The 16275-nt window shown below is 36.1% G+C and carries 13 protein-coding genes; 1 reads left to right on the forward strand and 12 read right to left on the reverse strand.

All coding sequences use genetic code 11. The features are described 5' to 3' along the window. Nucleotides 1-176: 176 nt before the first annotated feature. The 9 genes from ACQ65V_RS09665 to ACQ65V_RS09705 form a co-directional block, all read right to left on the reverse strand. On the reverse strand, nt 177-935 hold the full coding sequence (locus ACQ65V_RS09665) for a shikimate dehydrogenase family protein (protein ID WP_430467740.1): 759 nt from the start codon (nt 933-935) through the stop codon (nt 177-179). Then, nucleotides 904-1923, reverse strand: a complete 1020-nt coding sequence (locus ACQ65V_RS09670; RefSeq protein WP_430467741.1) for a DUF368 domain-containing protein — start codon at nt 1921-1923, stop codon at nt 904-906. Before ACQ65V_RS09670 ends, ACQ65V_RS09665 begins: the two co-directional genes overlap by 32 nt. Continuing rightward, complete coding sequence (locus ACQ65V_RS09675) at nt 1924-2847, reverse strand: DUF368 domain-containing protein (RefSeq protein WP_430467742.1); 924 nt, start codon at nt 2845-2847, stop codon at nt 1924-1926. Nucleotides 2848-2921: 74 nt separating this feature from the next. Next, on the reverse strand, nt 2922-4328 hold the full coding sequence (locus tag ACQ65V_RS09680; RefSeq protein ID WP_430467743.1) for a tetratricopeptide repeat protein: 1407 nt from the start codon (nt 4326-4328) through the stop codon (nt 2922-2924). Between the two features lie 162 nt (nt 4329-4490). Next, a complete protein-coding gene (locus ACQ65V_RS09685) occupies nt 4491-5666 on the reverse strand; it encodes an aspartate aminotransferase family protein (RefSeq protein ID WP_430467744.1) in 1176 nt (391 codons plus the stop codon). Beyond that, the gene (locus ACQ65V_RS09690; RefSeq protein WP_430467745.1) at nt 5667-7469 is read right to left on the reverse strand and encodes an OstA-like protein; all 1803 of its coding nucleotides are present in this window, start codon (nt 7467-7469) and stop codon (nt 5667-5669) included. A gap of 83 nt (nt 7470-7552) precedes the next feature. Continuing rightward, complete coding sequence (locus tag ACQ65V_RS09695; RefSeq protein ID WP_430467746.1) at nt 7553-8833, reverse strand: adenylosuccinate synthase; 1281 nt, start codon at nt 8831-8833, stop codon at nt 7553-7555. 13 nt (nt 8834-8846) lie between these two features. Continuing rightward, nucleotides 8847-9299, reverse strand: a complete 453-nt coding sequence (locus tag ACQ65V_RS09700; protein ID WP_155089666.1) for a Fur family transcriptional regulator — start codon at nt 9297-9299, stop codon at nt 8847-8849. 180 nt (nt 9300-9479) lie between these two features. Then, nucleotides 9480-11687 (reverse strand): RelA/SpoT family protein, encoded by a 2208-nt coding sequence (locus tag ACQ65V_RS09705; RefSeq protein ID WP_412561320.1) that lies wholly within the window; start codon nt 11685-11687, stop codon nt 9480-9482. A gap of 103 nt (nt 11688-11790) precedes the next feature. Here ACQ65V_RS09705 and ACQ65V_RS09710 point away from each other — a divergent pair, with 103 nt between their 5' ends. Beyond that, the gene (locus ACQ65V_RS09710; RefSeq protein WP_430467747.1) at nt 11791-12729 is read left to right on the forward strand and encodes a hypothetical protein; all 939 of its coding nucleotides are present in this window, start codon (nt 11791-11793) and stop codon (nt 12727-12729) included. Between the two features lie 131 nt (nt 12730-12860). Here ACQ65V_RS09710 and ACQ65V_RS09715 read toward each other — a convergent pair whose 3' ends face one another. The 3 genes from ACQ65V_RS09715 to ACQ65V_RS09725 all read right to left on the reverse strand — a co-directional run bounded on the left by ACQ65V_RS09715 (nt 12861) and on the right by ACQ65V_RS09725 (nt 16249). Continuing rightward, nucleotides 12861-14075, reverse strand: coding sequence for a cation:proton antiporter (locus tag ACQ65V_RS09715; RefSeq protein ID WP_430467748.1), 1215 nt, complete (start codon nt 14073-14075; stop codon nt 12861-12863). Nucleotide 14076: 1 nt separating this feature from the next. Continuing rightward, nucleotides 14077-15312, reverse strand: coding sequence for a M48 family metallopeptidase (locus ACQ65V_RS09720; protein ID WP_430467749.1), 1236 nt, complete (start codon nt 15310-15312; stop codon nt 14077-14079). Nucleotides 15313-15451: 139 nt separating this feature from the next. Beyond that, nucleotides 15452-16249 carry a TrmH family RNA methyltransferase gene (locus ACQ65V_RS09725; RefSeq protein WP_430467750.1) on the reverse strand — a complete coding sequence of 266 codons (798 nt, stop codon included), beginning with the start codon at nt 16247-16249 and terminating at the stop codon, nt 15452-15454. Nucleotides 16250-16275: the final 26 nt, after the last annotated feature.

Here is a 16275-nt window from a genome sequence, read left to right on the forward strand (position 1 = left end):
TAGGAGGTTAAAGATACTAACAACTCCTTGAACTACAAAGGAAATGCGTGGTGAGGTTGAATCGTTGAATCGTTTAGATTTTTCTTTATGAAAAGTTTATTTGTTTAGAAGTGGGTACGTTAACGCAGTTACTTCTAGAATTGATAAAAAGCTTTTATTTCCACAAACACTAAACACTACTTATTCCAAATTTCCCAAGATTTTTCGGCTTGTAGTTTTAACATTTCCAATCCATTAATCGTTGTTGCGCCTTTAATATCGCCACAACTCAAAAATTTAGTTTGCTCAGGATTATAGATAAGATCGTAGAGAATATGCATTTCGGTTATGGCTTCGTATGGAATATCCGGACATTCATTAACGTTAGGAAATGTGCCAATAGGTGTACAATTAATAATTATAGTATATGAAGCAATAATGTCATCGGTTAAGTCTGAATACAAAAATTTTACGCCTTCTTTTTCTGAACGCGATACGTAATCATATTGAATTTTAAGCTTTTTAAGCGCATAAGCAATTGCTTTTGATGCTCCACCTGTACCGAGAATTAAAGCGCGTTTATGATGTTTTTTTAAATGCGGTTGCAATGAATTTTTGAAACCGTAATAATCTGTATTATAACCAATTAATTTTTGATAGCGTGTAATTCTAATCGTATTCACAGCTCCAATTTTACGAGCACGCTTGTTGAGCTCATCCAACATTGGGGTTACTTCTTCTTTATATGGAATAGTGATATTAAGGCCTTTTAAATTGGGAGTGTTTTTGATGATGTCATCAAGTTCTTCAATAGATTGCAAATCGAAATTAACATAGGTATGTGGTAAACCTTCATTCTCAAATTTATCGGCAAAATAACCTCTTGAAAATGAATAGGAAATATCACGACCTACGAGTCCGAATTTATATTTTGATTTTTCTTGTGCGTTGTCCATACCATTCTAATCCCAAAACAATTAGGATTCCTAGGGCAATATAAGCAATTGCGATATAAGTTTCCGTGGAGGCTTCAGGGAAAAAACGCTGGTAATTTTTAACGACTTGTTTCCCAGTGGAATCCAAAATATAACTACCATTTTCATAGGTTTTGTAAATGGTTTCTTTCCATGGCCAAACCACGCCTAGTGAACCTACAATAAAACCAACTATAGTCGCTAAGGTTATGTTTTTATAATGTTTTAAAATATAATTTAGGAGGTGTGAAAAGGTAACCAGCCCAGTAACCGAACCTAATGTAAACACACCAAGTACCTTTAGCATTCGCATTCTAACTTCATTTTTTAGAAACTCAAAATTTCCCGTAAAAACATCAGCAACGGTATCGTAAAGCGCATTAACGGAATCCACAAGAAGCAAAACATAATTGCCTAATAAAATGAGAATGAAAGAACCGGAAAATCCAGGAAGCGTCATACCGGAAACACTTATAATGCCGCAGAAAAACACAAACCAAAGGTTATCATTTTCCTTAGCAGGATTTAAAAAACTGATACCAATACCTACTACGGCACCAAGAATCAATGCTGTAATTGTTGTTCTGTTCCAAGCCTTAAAATCCTTACTGATATAGTAAATAGATCCCAGAATCATCCCGAAGAACGTACTCCAAACATAAAGCTCATAATTGTCAATGAAGTAATCGAGAATTTTGGAAACACTAAAATAACTGACTACCATTCCTAGGAAAAGTAAACCTAGAAATTTACCGTTGATGTAACGGAAAAAGCTTTTAAACCTACCATTAAAAAATAATTTGAAAGCGGTTTTGTTAACGCGTTGAAGTGAATAGATAAACTCTTCGTAAAACCCAGCAACAAATGCAACCACACCACCAGAAACGCCAGGAACTTTGTTTGCAGCTCCCATAGCCAAACCTTTAATGACCAAAAAAACTTTATCGGGAAATGTTCTGGTACTCTGCATTTAGATTTGGTTTTTTGAACCGAGACGCTCTAAGATCAAAATGGTAAAAAACCCAGCAACCATTAGGATAATGGCATATAAAACCTGTGGTTCTCCGCTAAAATCCGTTGGCCACACACTTTCTTCCTTAAAAGGAACCTTAAGACCTTCTGAATCTGTTCTCCAAGAGAGTACGCGCTTCCATGGCCATACTTTGTTCAGCGACCCAACAATAAAACCCGACAACAAGGCCAATGTTGCATTGTGGTAATTCTTAAAAAGCCATTTTAAAATCCTAGTGAATGATAATAGACCAACGACAGCTCCTAAGGCAAAAATTGCTATTCGTTTAAAATCAAAGTCGTGAATAGCATCACTTAGAGTCTTGTAAGCACCAAGAATCACCAAGATAAAAGATCCGGAAATCCCTGGAAGTATCATCGCACAAATGGCAATAGCTCCTGCGAAAAACAGAAATAAACTATTGTCTGTAGCTCCCATTGAAGGTAAGGTGGTGATGTAGAAAGCTATGAGCGCACCAACTAAAATGGCGACTAATGTCAATATTCTCCATCTTGTAATTTGTTTGGCGACATAATAAATACTAGCAACGATAAGCCCAAAGAAGAATGACCATATCAGTACAGGATGATGCTCTAAAAGGTATTTGGCAAGACGCATAAAACTTACGAAGCTGACAACAATTCCTGTTAACAAAGCTAAAAGGAAGCTGCCATTGGCTGCTTTCCAAAATGCTTTAAAACCTTCGTTTTTCCAAACCGTTATCAAGGACGGTTTTATATTGCTAATGGTTGTAATTAACTCTTCGTAAATCCCTGAAATAAAAGCGATGGTACCACCAGAAACTCCAGGAACAGCATCTGCGGCTCCCATTGCAATGCCCTTAAATGATACTATTAAATAGTCTATAAAACGTCTTTGCATTTCTTAAAATATAAGAAACGCTAAGGTATGGATTTTTTATACGAATTCTGATTTAAATTTAAGGCAGAAGTGTATTAGTTAGAAGCCTTTTTAGATTCTGAAATTATAGCCTTTACCATAGGTCTGTCATTCAACTTTGGAAAAAGCTCAGAAATAATAAAGTTATATTCAGCATTTAGGGTTACGGCGTTTTTTAAATGAAAACGTCCTTCTTCGGTTTGGTGTACGGTAAAATACAAACCTCCAAGTCTATATTCAATCTCAGCATTTTCTGGATAGAATTCCGCACCTTGTATTAAATTGTAGATTGCCGCTTCGTATTCGCCTAATGCAATAAGAATATCTGATCGTTCGAGCCAGGTTTCCAGTTCGTAATTGCCAAGCTCTAAAGTACGTTTGTAACCAAGTTCAGCTTCTTCGAGAAAGTTCAGTCGTTTGTTTATGGTTGCAAAAAGTTTCCAGTACAGCACATTTTCTCCATCAATATTTACAGCTTTGTTGATATAATGCAAAGCTTTTTGATAGTTTAAGCGCTTCATATAAAACTTTGTAATCGCTATCCAACCTTTGTCTAATAAAGCATCTTCTTCAACAGTTTTTTTAAAGAACTGTAATGCCATATCTTCTTGTCCTAATTTCTCATAGCAATAACCAATTCTCAATAATGCAAATGAGGTTGGCTCATCTAATGCTAATGTGATTTTATAGTTTTCAATAGCGTCTTCGTAATGCTTTAGTTTTTCTAAAACCTTACCTTTTTCTAGATAGGCTCCTACAAAAGTATCATCGGAAATTATAGCAAAATCAAAAGCAGCATTGGCTTTTGCATAGTCTTTTATAGTGAAGTATTGGCGTCCCAATTGATGCCAGGCCACTTCACAATATGGATGACTATCCAAGAACTTATTGAGATATGTTATGGCTTCTTCGTTTTGGTCTAAAAAATCATAGCAATACACTACATTATGAAGTGCAGAATAATCGGAAGTGTCAGTTTCTAAGCACTTTTTAAAGTAAATGATGGCATTTTCAAACTGGTCTAAGAATAAATATTCCATTCCAACTAAAGCATAAAGGTCTGCATCATCAGATGGAGTGGTTGACATATCTATAGCAATAAGCAATGTGTCTATAGCTTTTTTGTGCTCATCTTGTTTAGATAACACATTAGCTTTTTGAATAAATATCTCTTCGTTTGTGGGCTCTAGTACATGGAGCATATCTAAAATATCATCAGCTTCCGAGAATTTATTTTCAATCACTAAAATTTCAACCTGAAATAATCTTAAGTTGATTGAAGTTGGGTGCTGTTCTAGACCAAGCTTAATAGCGCGTTTAGCCAAAGCAATTTTACCATTTTCGAGATAGTGGTGAATGATGTTTTCAAATTCACTTGAATCAAAAAACAAAATGTCATTTGTTTTTAACATGGATTCAAATCTGGTAAGCGGAAAGTTTTCGTCCTCGTGACTGTAATTCATAAGCGGTTTAATGATTCACTGAAATAAAATTACAGTTATCGTTTGCACTTCATCGATTTTTGAAGTAATGTTTTTAACAAATTAATTAACATTGAAATAATACTTTATGTAAAGTGCTCTTTGGTATTTGTAAATCAGTCTATTGGATTAGTGGAAATAAAATTAAAGCGAATCCAAAATAGAAGTTATCACCTTACAACCTTTAATGATTTCTTCATTAGAAATTGTTAGAGGAGGTGTAATTCTGATGGCTTTGGGTTCAAAAAGTAGCCAAAATAAAATCAATCCTTGGTCTTGAGCACGTAAAATAACTTCATTTGTTATCTCTGAATTTTCTAAAAGCGCTGCCAGCATTAATCCTTTGCCTCTTATTTCTTTTATGTGTTTGTGTTGAAGGTGTTTTCTGATTAATTGCTCTTTTTTAACAGCCTCTTCCATAAGGTTTGAGTCCGTAATTTCTTTTAAGGTTGCCAATGCTGCAGCTGCGATAACAGGATTGCCTCCGAAAGTAGTAATATGACCCAACTTTGGATTATCACTTAAGGTTAACATCATTTCTTTTGAAGTTGTAAAAGCTCCAATTGGCAAACCACCTCCCAAACCTTTACCTGTGACAATGACATCTGGTTGGCAGTTGTAATGCTCAAAACCAAAGAGTTTACCTGTTCTGCCAATTCCTGGTTGAATTTCATCGAGGATAAAAACAGCTCCAACTTTGTTGCAACGGTCTTGTACTTTCTTTAAGTAATCGTTCCTAGGTTCAATAAAACCAGCTCCGCCTTGTATGGTTTCCAGAATAACTGCTGCTGTATGTTCTGTGATATGCTGTAGGTCGCTTTCGGAATTAAATTCTATGTGTTTTATGTCTGGAATAAGTGGAAGAAAAGGTGTTTTACGTTCTTCAAAATCCATGAGACTCAATGAACCCATAGTGTTGCCGTGGTAGGCATTTTTTGCTGCGATGATTTCGCTTCTACCAGTATAACGTCTTGCTAATTTTATACTGCCTTCAATTGCTTCTGTACCAGAATTGACCAAGTAGGTGGTTTCGAGAGGTTCTGGTAAATGCTTTGCTAAAAGCTTAGACAGTTGTAGTGCAGGCTCTTGGATATATTCCCCATAAACCATTACATGCAGATATTTGTCTAATTGTGCTTTTACAGCATTTACGACTTTTGGGTGGGAATGGCCTAAGGCACATGCCGAAACTCCAGCCACAAAATCGAGATAGGCTTTTCCGTTTTTGTCATAGATATAGGAACCCTTTGCATGGCTAACTTCCATAGCCAAAGGATGTGGTGTGGTCTGTGCTTGATATTTAAAAAAATCGTCTTGCAATTATTGACCTTCTTTTTCTTTCTCTTCTTTTGATTCTTCTACCTGTTTTACCTTTGGTTTTAAGGGCATTACGGTTGTTTTCTTAGGCAAGTTCCTCGCTGCTTTGTTGGGTTTGTTCGGTGTGTCTTTACCTGCTTCCTCTATACGTTCCGCAGCACTATCATCAATAAAATCCTCTGGAGGAACATAATCCTCTAGACCTTGAATTTTTGGCAATACCAATGGCGGATCATCCTTGAATAAATCTTCGATTGACATTGGCCGTTCTTCTCCTCGCCAATCAAAACCTCTGAGCCGCCTCCCACTTCTTGGGAAGTCAGCTTCAGGGAAAATATTCCCATCTATTTGATTTTTAAAAATAACTTCTTCAATGGCTTGGTCTATGATCTGAATATTTATACTTCCGGATTTAGATTTTTGAATACCAATTAACTCATTGGTTTCATTACGCATATAACGAATGGTTTCGGCATTTTTAATAATGTCTACGTTGTAGAGTTCGTTGTCCCTAAACAAACCGATAAGCCGTTGACCTTTAATCTGGTTGTAACCATCTTCACTAATAGTGTCCTTGCTCACTAAAAACGCGTTGTTGAAAACCTTTAGGGAATCTAGTTTTTCGGTTTCAACATTAGATATCAAATGAATAGTATCACCTGTCATTTGGTTGCCTAAATTCCAAAGTGCAGGTTTACGTTTTGTGGCAAAAGCATCAGTTGAACTGAAACGACTGAGATTAATCAATTGTGTTAACCCTGTTTTATGGTTAACATGAATAGAATCCGCTTTACCAGCCAAATCACTTTTATAAAGCCTAGCATTATAATAGGCTCTTGTAATACGATTTTCTTCTTTGCCAGTAACCATTAAGGTATCAGCATGGAGGTACACTGAATCTCGTTCTTGTACGGTTATTGCCAAAGCACGTTTTGTGATGAAAATGGAATCTTTATCACGCCAAACTTCAGCATAATGACCTTTAACGACACTGTTATTTATGGTGTCGGTAATTTTTATGTTGTTGGTGGCGGAAGCAAAACTTTTATTTCTGTCAAAATATAGGCTGTCACCGATTACTGTTCTGTTTTCGTAATCAATTTTGGCATTGCGTTGAAAGTGTCCGATATTGGTTTTGGTGTCATAGAAACCACGTTCAGAATATATTTTACTCTTTTCACCCACGATGGTTGAAGGTCCAAATAAGTGCGCATGTCCATTCTCTGGGAAATAATCGAGTCGCTCCGTATTTAAAGTATAGTCTGGATTCACCAAAACCACATCTTGTGTAAATTGATACTTCTTGGCATTCATGTAGTAACGACCAATTTGGCTTGTAATCGTTCCTGAGGAATCTCTAACAACTTTACCTTTAGTGTCGTAATAGGCTAGTTGACGTGTTCTGTCGTAGTGGAGTTTATCTGTTGTTAATACAGATTGCGGTTCGGTTAATACCACATCGCCTTGTGCAAAAGCTAATTGTGTTTTACCACTGTATTCTAAATATTTAGCGACCATATTGATGGAGTCACCTTGCTTCATTTGTACATTGCTAAAGGCTTCAATATAATCTTGGTCTTCGTAATAAATGGCCTTATCGCACCACATATTCACACCTTTATGAACAAAATGTACCTGTTGCGATTCGTCACGTAGAAAAACGAGAGCACCATCCTCAATTTCGGGATCTGAAACTGCAATACCAGCATATTCTATGGTAATCGTTTGTTTTTCTTGAGCAAAACTAAACACCGAAACAAAAAAAAGAATTGCAAAAAGTAGATTCTTAAAACTATTCAAAGCCATATGATTTTTACAATGTAACACTTATTGGAATTGCTTTAGTATGGGTTAACAGTTTTTTTAACAGAATCCAAAAAATTCAAAAACTATACCGTTTTCCTGATGATAGTCTGCTTACGATCAGGACCAACCGACACAATGGTAATTGGAATATTCAGTTCGTTTTCCAAAAACTCTACATAGTCGTTGAATTCCTTTGGTAATTGCAACGCTTCGGTCATACCCGTTAAATCCTCTGACCAGCCTTTAACTTCCGTATAGATTGGCGTTACGTTTTCAGCTTCAATGTTATAAGGTAAATGATGAATCGTTTCTCCTTTGTATTTATAGGCCGTACAAACCTTTAAGTTTTTAAAACCTGAAAGTACATCACCTTTCATCATGATTAATTGGGTGACTCCGTTCACTTGACAAGCATAACGTAATGCTACCAAATCTAACCAGCCACAACGTCTCGGACGACCTGTGGTTGCACCAAACTCATGACCAACACGTGCCATGGTCTCACCATCTTCATCGAACAATTCCGTTGGAAATGGTCCTGAACCAACACGCGTCGTATAGGCTTTAAAAATTCCGAAGACATCACCAATTTGATTCGGTGCTACACCTAAACCAGTACATGCACCTGCTGCGGTAGTATTTGAGGAAGTCACAAAAGGATAAGTACCAAAATCAATATCCAAAAGCGAACCTTGAGCACCTTCTGCCAAAATTGATTTACCAGAAGATTGCGCTTGATGAATAAACTCTTCTGAATCAATAAATTTTAAAGATTTCAATGTTTCAATGGCCTCGAAGAAATCAGTTTCCAATTCTTTTAAATCGTACTGAATATCCACATTATAGAAGTCTATCATCGCTTCGTGCTTGTTTGCCAAAGCTCTGTATTTGTCCTTCCAATCGGCTAATTCAATATCACCAACTCTAATACCGTTTCTACCGGTTTTGTCCATGTATGTTGGGCCAATGCCTTTTAGTGTAGAACCTATTTTTGCTTTCCCTTTTGAAGCTTCACTCGCAGCATCCAATAAGCGATGTGTAGGTAAAATGATATGTGCTTTACGTGAGATGCATAGGGATTTTTTATAATCGACATTTTGTTCATCGAGTTTATCTAATTCCTTTTTAAAAATCACAGGGTCGATCACCACTCCGTTACCCACCAGGTTTACCGTGTCGTCATGAAAAATTCCCGAAGGAATAGTATGCAAAACATGCTTTCTGCCGTTAAAAACCAAAGTGTGTCCTGCGTTTGGCCCACCTTGAAAGCGTGCAATAATATCGTATTTTGAGGTAAATACATCGACAATTTTTCCTTTGCCTTCATCTCCCCATTGTAATCCAAGTAGTAAATCTACTGCCATTATAAAAAATTAGTTAGTCGTCTTTTTTACGGTTACCGTAAAAGTATAGTGAATGATTAGTTATGTTGATGTCAAAAACCTCTTCAATGGTTTTTTTAATGGATTGAATGCGTGGGTCACAGAATTCTATAACTTCACCAGTATCTGTTAGTATGACATGGTCGTGCTGCTTATCGAAATACGATTTTTCGTAATGCGCTTGATTTTGTCCAAACTGATGTTTGCGCACCAAGGCACATTCCAATAGCAATTCTATAGTATTGTAAAGCGTAGCTCTACTGACACGATAGTTTTTGTTTTTCATTTTAATGTAGAGCGACTCTATGTCAAAATGTTCTTCACTATCGTATATTTCTTGAAGGATAGCGTAACGTTCTGGCGTTTTTCTATGACCTTTGTCTTCAAGGAATTGTGTAAAGACGCGCTTTACAATTTCCTGATTACTTTCTTCTGTTGTTGCATTCATAATAAAGAGCAAATTTACACAAAAATTATAGGATAAGAATGATTTAATTAGGCATTAAAAACGAAAGAAATGAACAAGTTTTCAAGAAAATTCTCAATAGTTCTATTGAGCTTGTCGAAGTGCAAAATTTCACTTCTTTTAATTTCACTCGAAGTGACGAATTTTTTCGGATTCTAGATTTTAAACTCTAGTCACCTTGTCAATCCCGTTGATTTTTTTGAGCTTGTCAATAAGGTTTTTTAACATGGTCTGGTTTTTTACTTCAACGGTTATATCACCGTTAAAAATACCATCATCACTAGAGAAACTGATGCTTTTCATGTTCACATGAAGATTTTCTGAGATTAGCTTCGTAATATCGTTAACCAAACCAAGATTGTCTATTCCCGAAAGTTTTATGTGCGATGTATAGGTGCGCTGTGTAGAATCTATCCATTTTGCAGGCATTATTCTATAGGCATAATTAGATTGTAAACTCACCGCATTTGGGCAGTTCTTCTTGTGTACTTTTATACCATCATTTATAGTTACAAAACCAAATACTTTATCGCCAGGAATTGGATTGCAACAGTTGGCCAACGTATAATTAAGACGCTCTTCTTCTTTGCCAAAAACCAGCATGTCGTATTTAGAAGTAATCTCGTCTTTATCAATATCTTTTGGGACATCTGGTTTTCGGATTTTATTTTTAATGTAGCTCATAAAAGCATTGCTACGAGAGGAAGCAAAGGCTTTTAGCTTTGTATTATCTATTGTGCCGATACCAACACGATAAAATAAATCTAAAGAGGTCTTTAATTTAAAATAGTTGACAAGCTCGTTTATCGATTTTTCATTCAAGGTGATTTTGAGCTGTTTCAACTTACGTCTAAGAATCTCTTTGCCTTCTTCTGCAATCTCTTTGGTATGCGCATTTAATGCCGATTTTATTTTGCTTCGTGCTCTAGCTGTGGTGGCATAATCTAACCAGTTGGCATTTGGTTTAGCGTTTTCGGACGTTAGGATCTCAACACGGTCACCACTTTGTAATTCTTGGCTAAGTGGTACTAGTTTACCATTGACTTTTGCTCCACGTGTCTTCATGCCAACTTCAGTGTGAATGCTAAAAGCAAAGTCGAGAGGAGTAGCACCTTTTGGGAGAGATTTTAAATCTCCTTTTGGTGAGAAAACAAAAATCTCTTTAGAGTACAGATTGAGCTTAAACTGCTCAACAAAATCTACAGCGTCAGCCTCATTGTTCTCTAAGGCTTCTTGTAGTCTGTTAATCCATAAGTCTAGATTATCTTCTTTATCATTATTATTTTTGTATTTATAATGTGCTGCATAGCCTTTTTCAGCAATTTCATTCATTCTTTCACTACGAATCTGAACTTCTACCCAACGACTTTTAGGGCCAACAACAGTAATGTGTAAAGCTTCATAACCTGTAGATTTGGGAGATGAAATCCAATCGCGAAGTCGAATAGGGTTTGGTGTAAAATGATCTGTGACCACTGAATATATCTTCCAAGCGAGAAATTTTTCGTTTTCTAAATCTGACTTATAAATGATTCTAACCGCAAACTTATCATAGACTTCATCAAAAGATACGCCTTGTTTTACCATCTTTCTTCTAATACTGAAGATGGATTTTGGCCGTCCTTTAATTTCGTAGTTGAGTCCTTCTTTATTTAGGGACTTTTCAATGACCTCAGAGAATGATTTAATATAAGCATCTTGTTCCTCTTTGCTCTCTTGCATTTTTTCAGCAATATCATTGTACACTTCTGGTTCAGTGTATTTAAGACCAAGATCTTCGAGTTCGGTTTTAATGTTATATAGTCCGATTCTGTGTGCAAGTGGCGCATATATGTATAAAGTTTCTGAAGCAATCTTTACTTGCTTATCAGCGCGCATGGAATCCATGGTTTGCATATTGTGCAAACGGTCAGCGATCTTAATGATAATAACCCTTACATCATCATTAAGGGTGAGCAGCATTTTACGGAAGTTCTCGGCTTGCAATGAAACGTCCATTTCTGTATCGAGCGATGAAATTTTGGTAAGACCATCTACAATTCTCGCTACTGTTTCGCCAAACAATTGTTCTATATCTGCGAGTGTATAGTCAGGATTGTCCTCAACAACATCATGAAGCAAAGCCGCAGCAATAGATGTGGCATCTAAACCAATCTCTTGGGCTACGATTTTGGCTACAGCTATAGGATGAAAAATATAAGCTTCACCAGATTTGCGTCGCTGATCTTTATGCGCATCAACAGCCACCTCAAAGGCATGACGAATCATTTTTTTGTCCTTTGGAGTCAAGGTCTGGTAGCTTACTTTGAGCAACTCTTTGTAAGCTTTGGCAATGGCTTTATTTTCTTTCTCTATGGCTGCTTCAGTCATAGAACTAAAGTAGTGAATTGGTTTTTAATGAGCAATGGTTTTTGTAAAGTATAATTTTGAATCTAATTTATAATTAATGTATCTTTAGTTTAAATACTATAGTATGAAAAAAATTATTACTTCTTTGATGATATTCTCATCAGTATGTATGTTTTCGCAAAATGCACAGGTTGACTCCCAAGTTCCGCCACCACCATGTTACGCCAACGGAAATAATGGGTTTGGCGGTGCTGTTGGTGAAGGGCATTTTTTGACCAGTGACCCAAATAGTATTGTGGAATTCCATATGTCAACTTCCGGCAATGAAATGAATGATATTTTGGTTTTTTATATTGATACTGGAGCACCAGGGCGTAATAGTATTGACCTAAGTGTTGATGACAGTGCAGATGCCCACAGAACTGCAATAACGAACAGTAATGTTTCGGGCTTTGGAAGTGTTATTACTTTTCCACCAGGTTTTGAAGCATCCTATGCTGTGGCTGTTAATGTTGATTTTGCCGGTTTATGGTCTATACCAGTTAATGGTCCTGTGGGAGACAATGGGTTAAACTTTGTCACAGCGATTAACTCTACTTTAAACTCTAACTCACAAATTTCTTACCTGATTAGTTTTGATTGGGCAGATATTGGATTAACATCAACCGATACGTTTAATTTTGTTGGTGTATATATTAGTGGTTCTGGTTATTCTTCTGATGAAGGTTATGGCAGCGGCATTGTAAGCGGCACAGAAGGTTCTGACAATATTACATTTAATGGTTACCTCTCTTTTCCTGAATGTAATGCAACTTTGGGTGATAGTACAGTTAGATCTGCTTCTATTGCTGCCAATTACTTTGATGGCCAATTATATGTAAAGGGTATGAATGAAATTGTGACTATTAAAGTTTATGATATTCTTGGAAGGGAAACTTACTCTGAACAGCATAATTCACAGGAATCTGAGTCTATTCCGATTGAGCTTACTAAAAACGAATTGCAATTTATCGTTATAGAAAGTTCTGATAAAATGAAGGTGCTAAAAGTGATGCCTGATTAAGCCATTTAACTAACTATAGGCATCCGTCTGAGAATGATATTCTTCATCTAGAATGCTATTTATTAGTGCCACCTATTGTTACTTCTAAATGAATCTAATTGGTTTATATTGGAACAAATTAATCTAGAAGATTAAAGCAATTTTTTTTTAATTATGACCCCAACCAACCGATGTACTATAATGGATACAAGTACTAAAAAGGCAATAGTACTCCAAAGAGTTTCTTCATGCAAAAAATCAGCTTTACTCAATGCAAATGCGAGATAGAAAAAAGATCCGATACCCTTTATTCCTAGAAACGACACAGCCCAACGCTCTTTCCAAGACATTTTAGATTTTAAGGTGGGTAATATTCCAAAAACGGGCCTGATTACAAATATGAAACCTAAGCAAATCAAAATTAAAGGTAATGTGAGCTCTTTAAACCAATAGGTTGCAATATAACCACCTAAAAAAACTAAAATTATCGTTATTAAAAATAACTCTACTTGAGCAACTACATCATGCATTTCCTTATGGAATTGATGCTGTTTTTCAAATTGTCTAATAGTAACAGCAGAAACGAAAACAGCAATAAAACCATATGCGTGTGCGGCTTCAGTTACACCGTAAATAAAAAACGTAATGGCTACGGCTAAAAATCCAAGTCGCTTGGGTGCGATTTTTACTCTGTCTGGTAATTCAAAGAACAACCATGCAATTACACGACCAGTAACATATCCGATAATAATACCTACAATGATTCTATATAGTACATCGACGATAAACCAATCACTGACCCAGTCCATAGAGGACATTCCATTTAGTGCCAATAAAATAGCGAGCCAAGTAAACGGAAAGGCCATACCATCGTTAATACCTGCTTCTACTGTGAGATAATACTGCACAGGATGTTCTTCTTCTGTAGTTTCTTCAATTTCAACTTGTATATCACTAGCTAAAACCGGGTCGGTGGGTGCAAATACAGCTGCCAAAAGTAATGCAGAAGCAGGTACAAGCCCAATCCACCAACCAAGGAGTGCAACTGAAGCAATACAACCAATCATCGTAATACATACTAATAATAAAGGGATTCGGTAGTTTTTAAGTGAAAATTTATGATTCAATTTTAGACCAGCACCCATTATACTGATAATTACCGTAATTTCAGTTAGTTTTAATATTTCGTCATTATATTTTATGGGATTTGGTATGGGTAGGTTTATCGGTAGTAGATAACAGGTTACGCCTACAAGAATGGCTACAATTGGAACATTTATTAGCTGAAATTGTTCGATTTTTTTTAGCCAAGGTAAAAGCAATCCCATCAAGCCTACTATCAAATAGAACCAAATGTCTGTATCCATATTATTCTTTTTTAAGATTTTTAATACGATCCAATAATTTTGGATGAGAATAGTGCATAAACACGTAAGCTTTATGCGGAGTTAAATTACTAAGACTATTCTTTGATAATTTTTTTAAAGACGTAATCAATGGTTCAGCTTTATAGGTGGTTTTGGCATAATCATCGGCTTGGTATTCAAACACACGTGAGACGTAATTCATTATTAAACCTGTAACTTCTGAAATAGGTGAGTAGAGCAATCCAAAAGCAATCAAACCTACATGAAAGCTCGGAGTGTCAACACCAATGGCATTGGATAATAACGGATTGGAAATAAAAATCGATAAAATATAGAGTGTCAATCCTGTAAGTAGAATTGAGGTGATTAAATTAATAATGATATGGTTGCGTTTATAATGCCCAACTTCGTGCGCCAATACAGCAACGATTTCTTCGTCCTCTAAATCGTTGACTAAGGTGTCGTATAGCGTAATACGTTTTTCACTTCCAAAACCAGAAAAATAGGCATTGGCCTTAGTGCTACGTTTAGAGCCGTCAATGATGAATATTTTTTCGAGATTGTAACCTACGGACTTCGCGTACTCAGAAATTTTATTGCGTAAATCTCCGTCTTCCAATGGTGTTTGTTTATTAAACAAAGGCACTATCAATCGCGAATAAAACATATTCATAAACACCGTAAAGGCAGTTACAATTCCCCAAGCATACAACCAGAATGAATCACCGGTCGCCTGATAAAACCAAACGATTAAGGCGATAATACCTCCGCCTAAAATAACCATCATCAATAAACCTTTAAGTTTATCTAAGATGAAGGTTTTTTTAGTGGTCTTATTAAATCCAAATTTTTCTTCAATCACAAAGGTTTTGTAATAGGCAAAAGGTGTTGTGATGATGTCACTTGCTATCATAATGATTCCAAAGAATATCAAGGCAATTACAATTGGGTTGTCAGAGTAGCTTCTGGCAATATTATCCACATATTCAAAACCATCTAAAAAAAGAAATGCTAAAGTTAATATTAACGAAAATAGGGAAGACCATATCCCAAATTGGTAATTGGTGGCTTTGTAAGCTTGTGATTTTCTGTATTCCTCTTCATCGTAAACATCGCTTAACTCTTCAGGAATTGGGTCGTTATAATGTTTGGCGTTTATGGCATCGAGGATTTTGTCCTTGATGAAGTTGATGATGATAATCGCTATTATGATATAGAAAAGGGTTTGTGCTGTCATATCGTTAATTAGTTGTCATTGCGACCGTAGCGCGGTAATCTGTTTATTACTTTTCGATTATTTTATGAGACTGCTTCGTGCCTCGCAGTGACGTCTCGTATTGGGATTTGCTTTTTAGTTTTTGTTATTTGCGAAATTTTCAGAGAAACTTTCGCTGTCTTTTAGCCTCAAAAATAAGAATTCCTGCAGCAACAGATACATTCATAGAATCTATGACTCCTTGCATAGGTATGCTAATATTCTGTTTGGCTGCATCACGCCATTCTTGTGTTAGTCCCGTTGCTTCTGTACCTACAACTATAGCGGTGGGTAACGTGTAATCTTGGGTGTGATAAGGTTTGGATTCCTGTAAAATGGCGGAGAAAATATTGAAATTATACTTTTGTAAAAAAGCTATTGCCTCTTCTGTGCTTGCCACTGCAATTTCAGTGGTAAACACACAACCAACACTTGAGCGTATGATATTAGGATTATATAAATCGGATTTTGGATTGGCAATAATCACAGCATCCACATTGGCTGCATCTGCAGTTCTCAAAAGCGCACCAACGTTGCCTGGTTTTTCTGGTGCTTCGGCAACGAGAATTAATGGATTTTTTGATGAAAACTCTAAATTTTCAAGCTGATGTGATTTTGAATTGACAACTGCAATAACGCCTTCAGTTGAATCGCGATGGGCTAATTTCTGAAAGACCTCTTTAGAAATTTCAATAATCTCTATACCATAAGATGACATTGATTTTGCTTCGCTTTCAGAAAATAAATCAGGGAAAAACAATAAGGTTTCAATTTTGTAGCCACCTTTAATGGCTAGGGAAAGTTCGCGTTTTCCTTCTATTAAGAATTGGTTGGTTTTTTTGCGCTCTCTAGACTTGTCCTTTAGCTGTACAAGCTGTTTTATAAATGGATTTTGTGGACTTGTTATTGCTTTTATCATATTAAAACAAAAGTAATGTAATTTTA

It is taken from the genome of Winogradskyella ouciana (genome assembly GCF_965284585.1).
Classification (GTDB): Bacteria; Bacteroidota; Bacteroidia; order Flavobacteriales; family Flavobacteriaceae; genus Winogradskyella; species Winogradskyella ouciana.

Bases quoted from the DNA above. Each gene is read 5' to 3' on its own strand.
- ACQ65V_RS09665 (WP_430467740.1), bottom strand. From the start codon at position 935: ATGGACAACGCACAAGAAAAATCAAAATATAAATTCGGACTCGTAGGT.
- ACQ65V_RS09670 (WP_430467741.1), bottom strand. From the start codon at position 1,923: ATGCAGAGTACCAGAACATTTCCCGATAAAGTTTTTTTGGTCATTAAA.
- ACQ65V_RS09675 (WP_430467742.1), bottom strand. From the start codon at position 2,847: ATGCAAAGACGTTTTATAGACTATTTAATAGTATCATTTAAGGGCATT.
- ACQ65V_RS09680 (WP_430467743.1), bottom strand. From the start codon at position 4,328: ATGAATTACAGTCACGAGGACGAAAACTTTCCGCTTACCAGATTTGAA.
- ACQ65V_RS09690 (WP_430467745.1), bottom strand. From the start codon at position 7,469: ATGGCTTTGAATAGTTTTAAGAATCTACTTTTTGCAATTCTTTTTTTT.
- ACQ65V_RS09695 (WP_430467746.1), bottom strand. From the start codon at position 8,833: ATGGCAGTAGATTTACTACTTGGATTACAATGGGGAGATGAAGGCAAA.
- ACQ65V_RS09700 (WP_155089666.1), bottom strand. From the start codon at position 9,299: ATGAATGCAACAACAGAAGAAAGTAATCAGGAAATTGTAAAGCGCGTC.
- ACQ65V_RS09705 (WP_412561320.1), bottom strand. From the start codon at position 11,687: ATGACTGAAGCAGCCATAGAGAAAGAAAATAAAGCCATTGCCAAAGCT.
- ACQ65V_RS09710 (WP_430467747.1), top strand. From the start codon at position 11,791: ATGAAAAAAATTATTACTTCTTTGATGATATTCTCATCAGTATGTATG.
- ACQ65V_RS09715 (WP_430467748.1), bottom strand. From the start codon at position 14,075: ATGGATACAGACATTTGGTTCTATTTGATAGTAGGCTTGATGGGATTG.
- ACQ65V_RS09720 (WP_430467749.1), bottom strand. From the start codon at position 15,312: ATGACAGCACAAACCCTTTTCTATATCATAATAGCGATTATCATCATC.
- ACQ65V_RS09725 (WP_430467750.1), bottom strand. From the start codon at position 16,249: ATGATAAAAGCAATAACAAGTCCACAAAATCCATTTATAAAACAGCTT.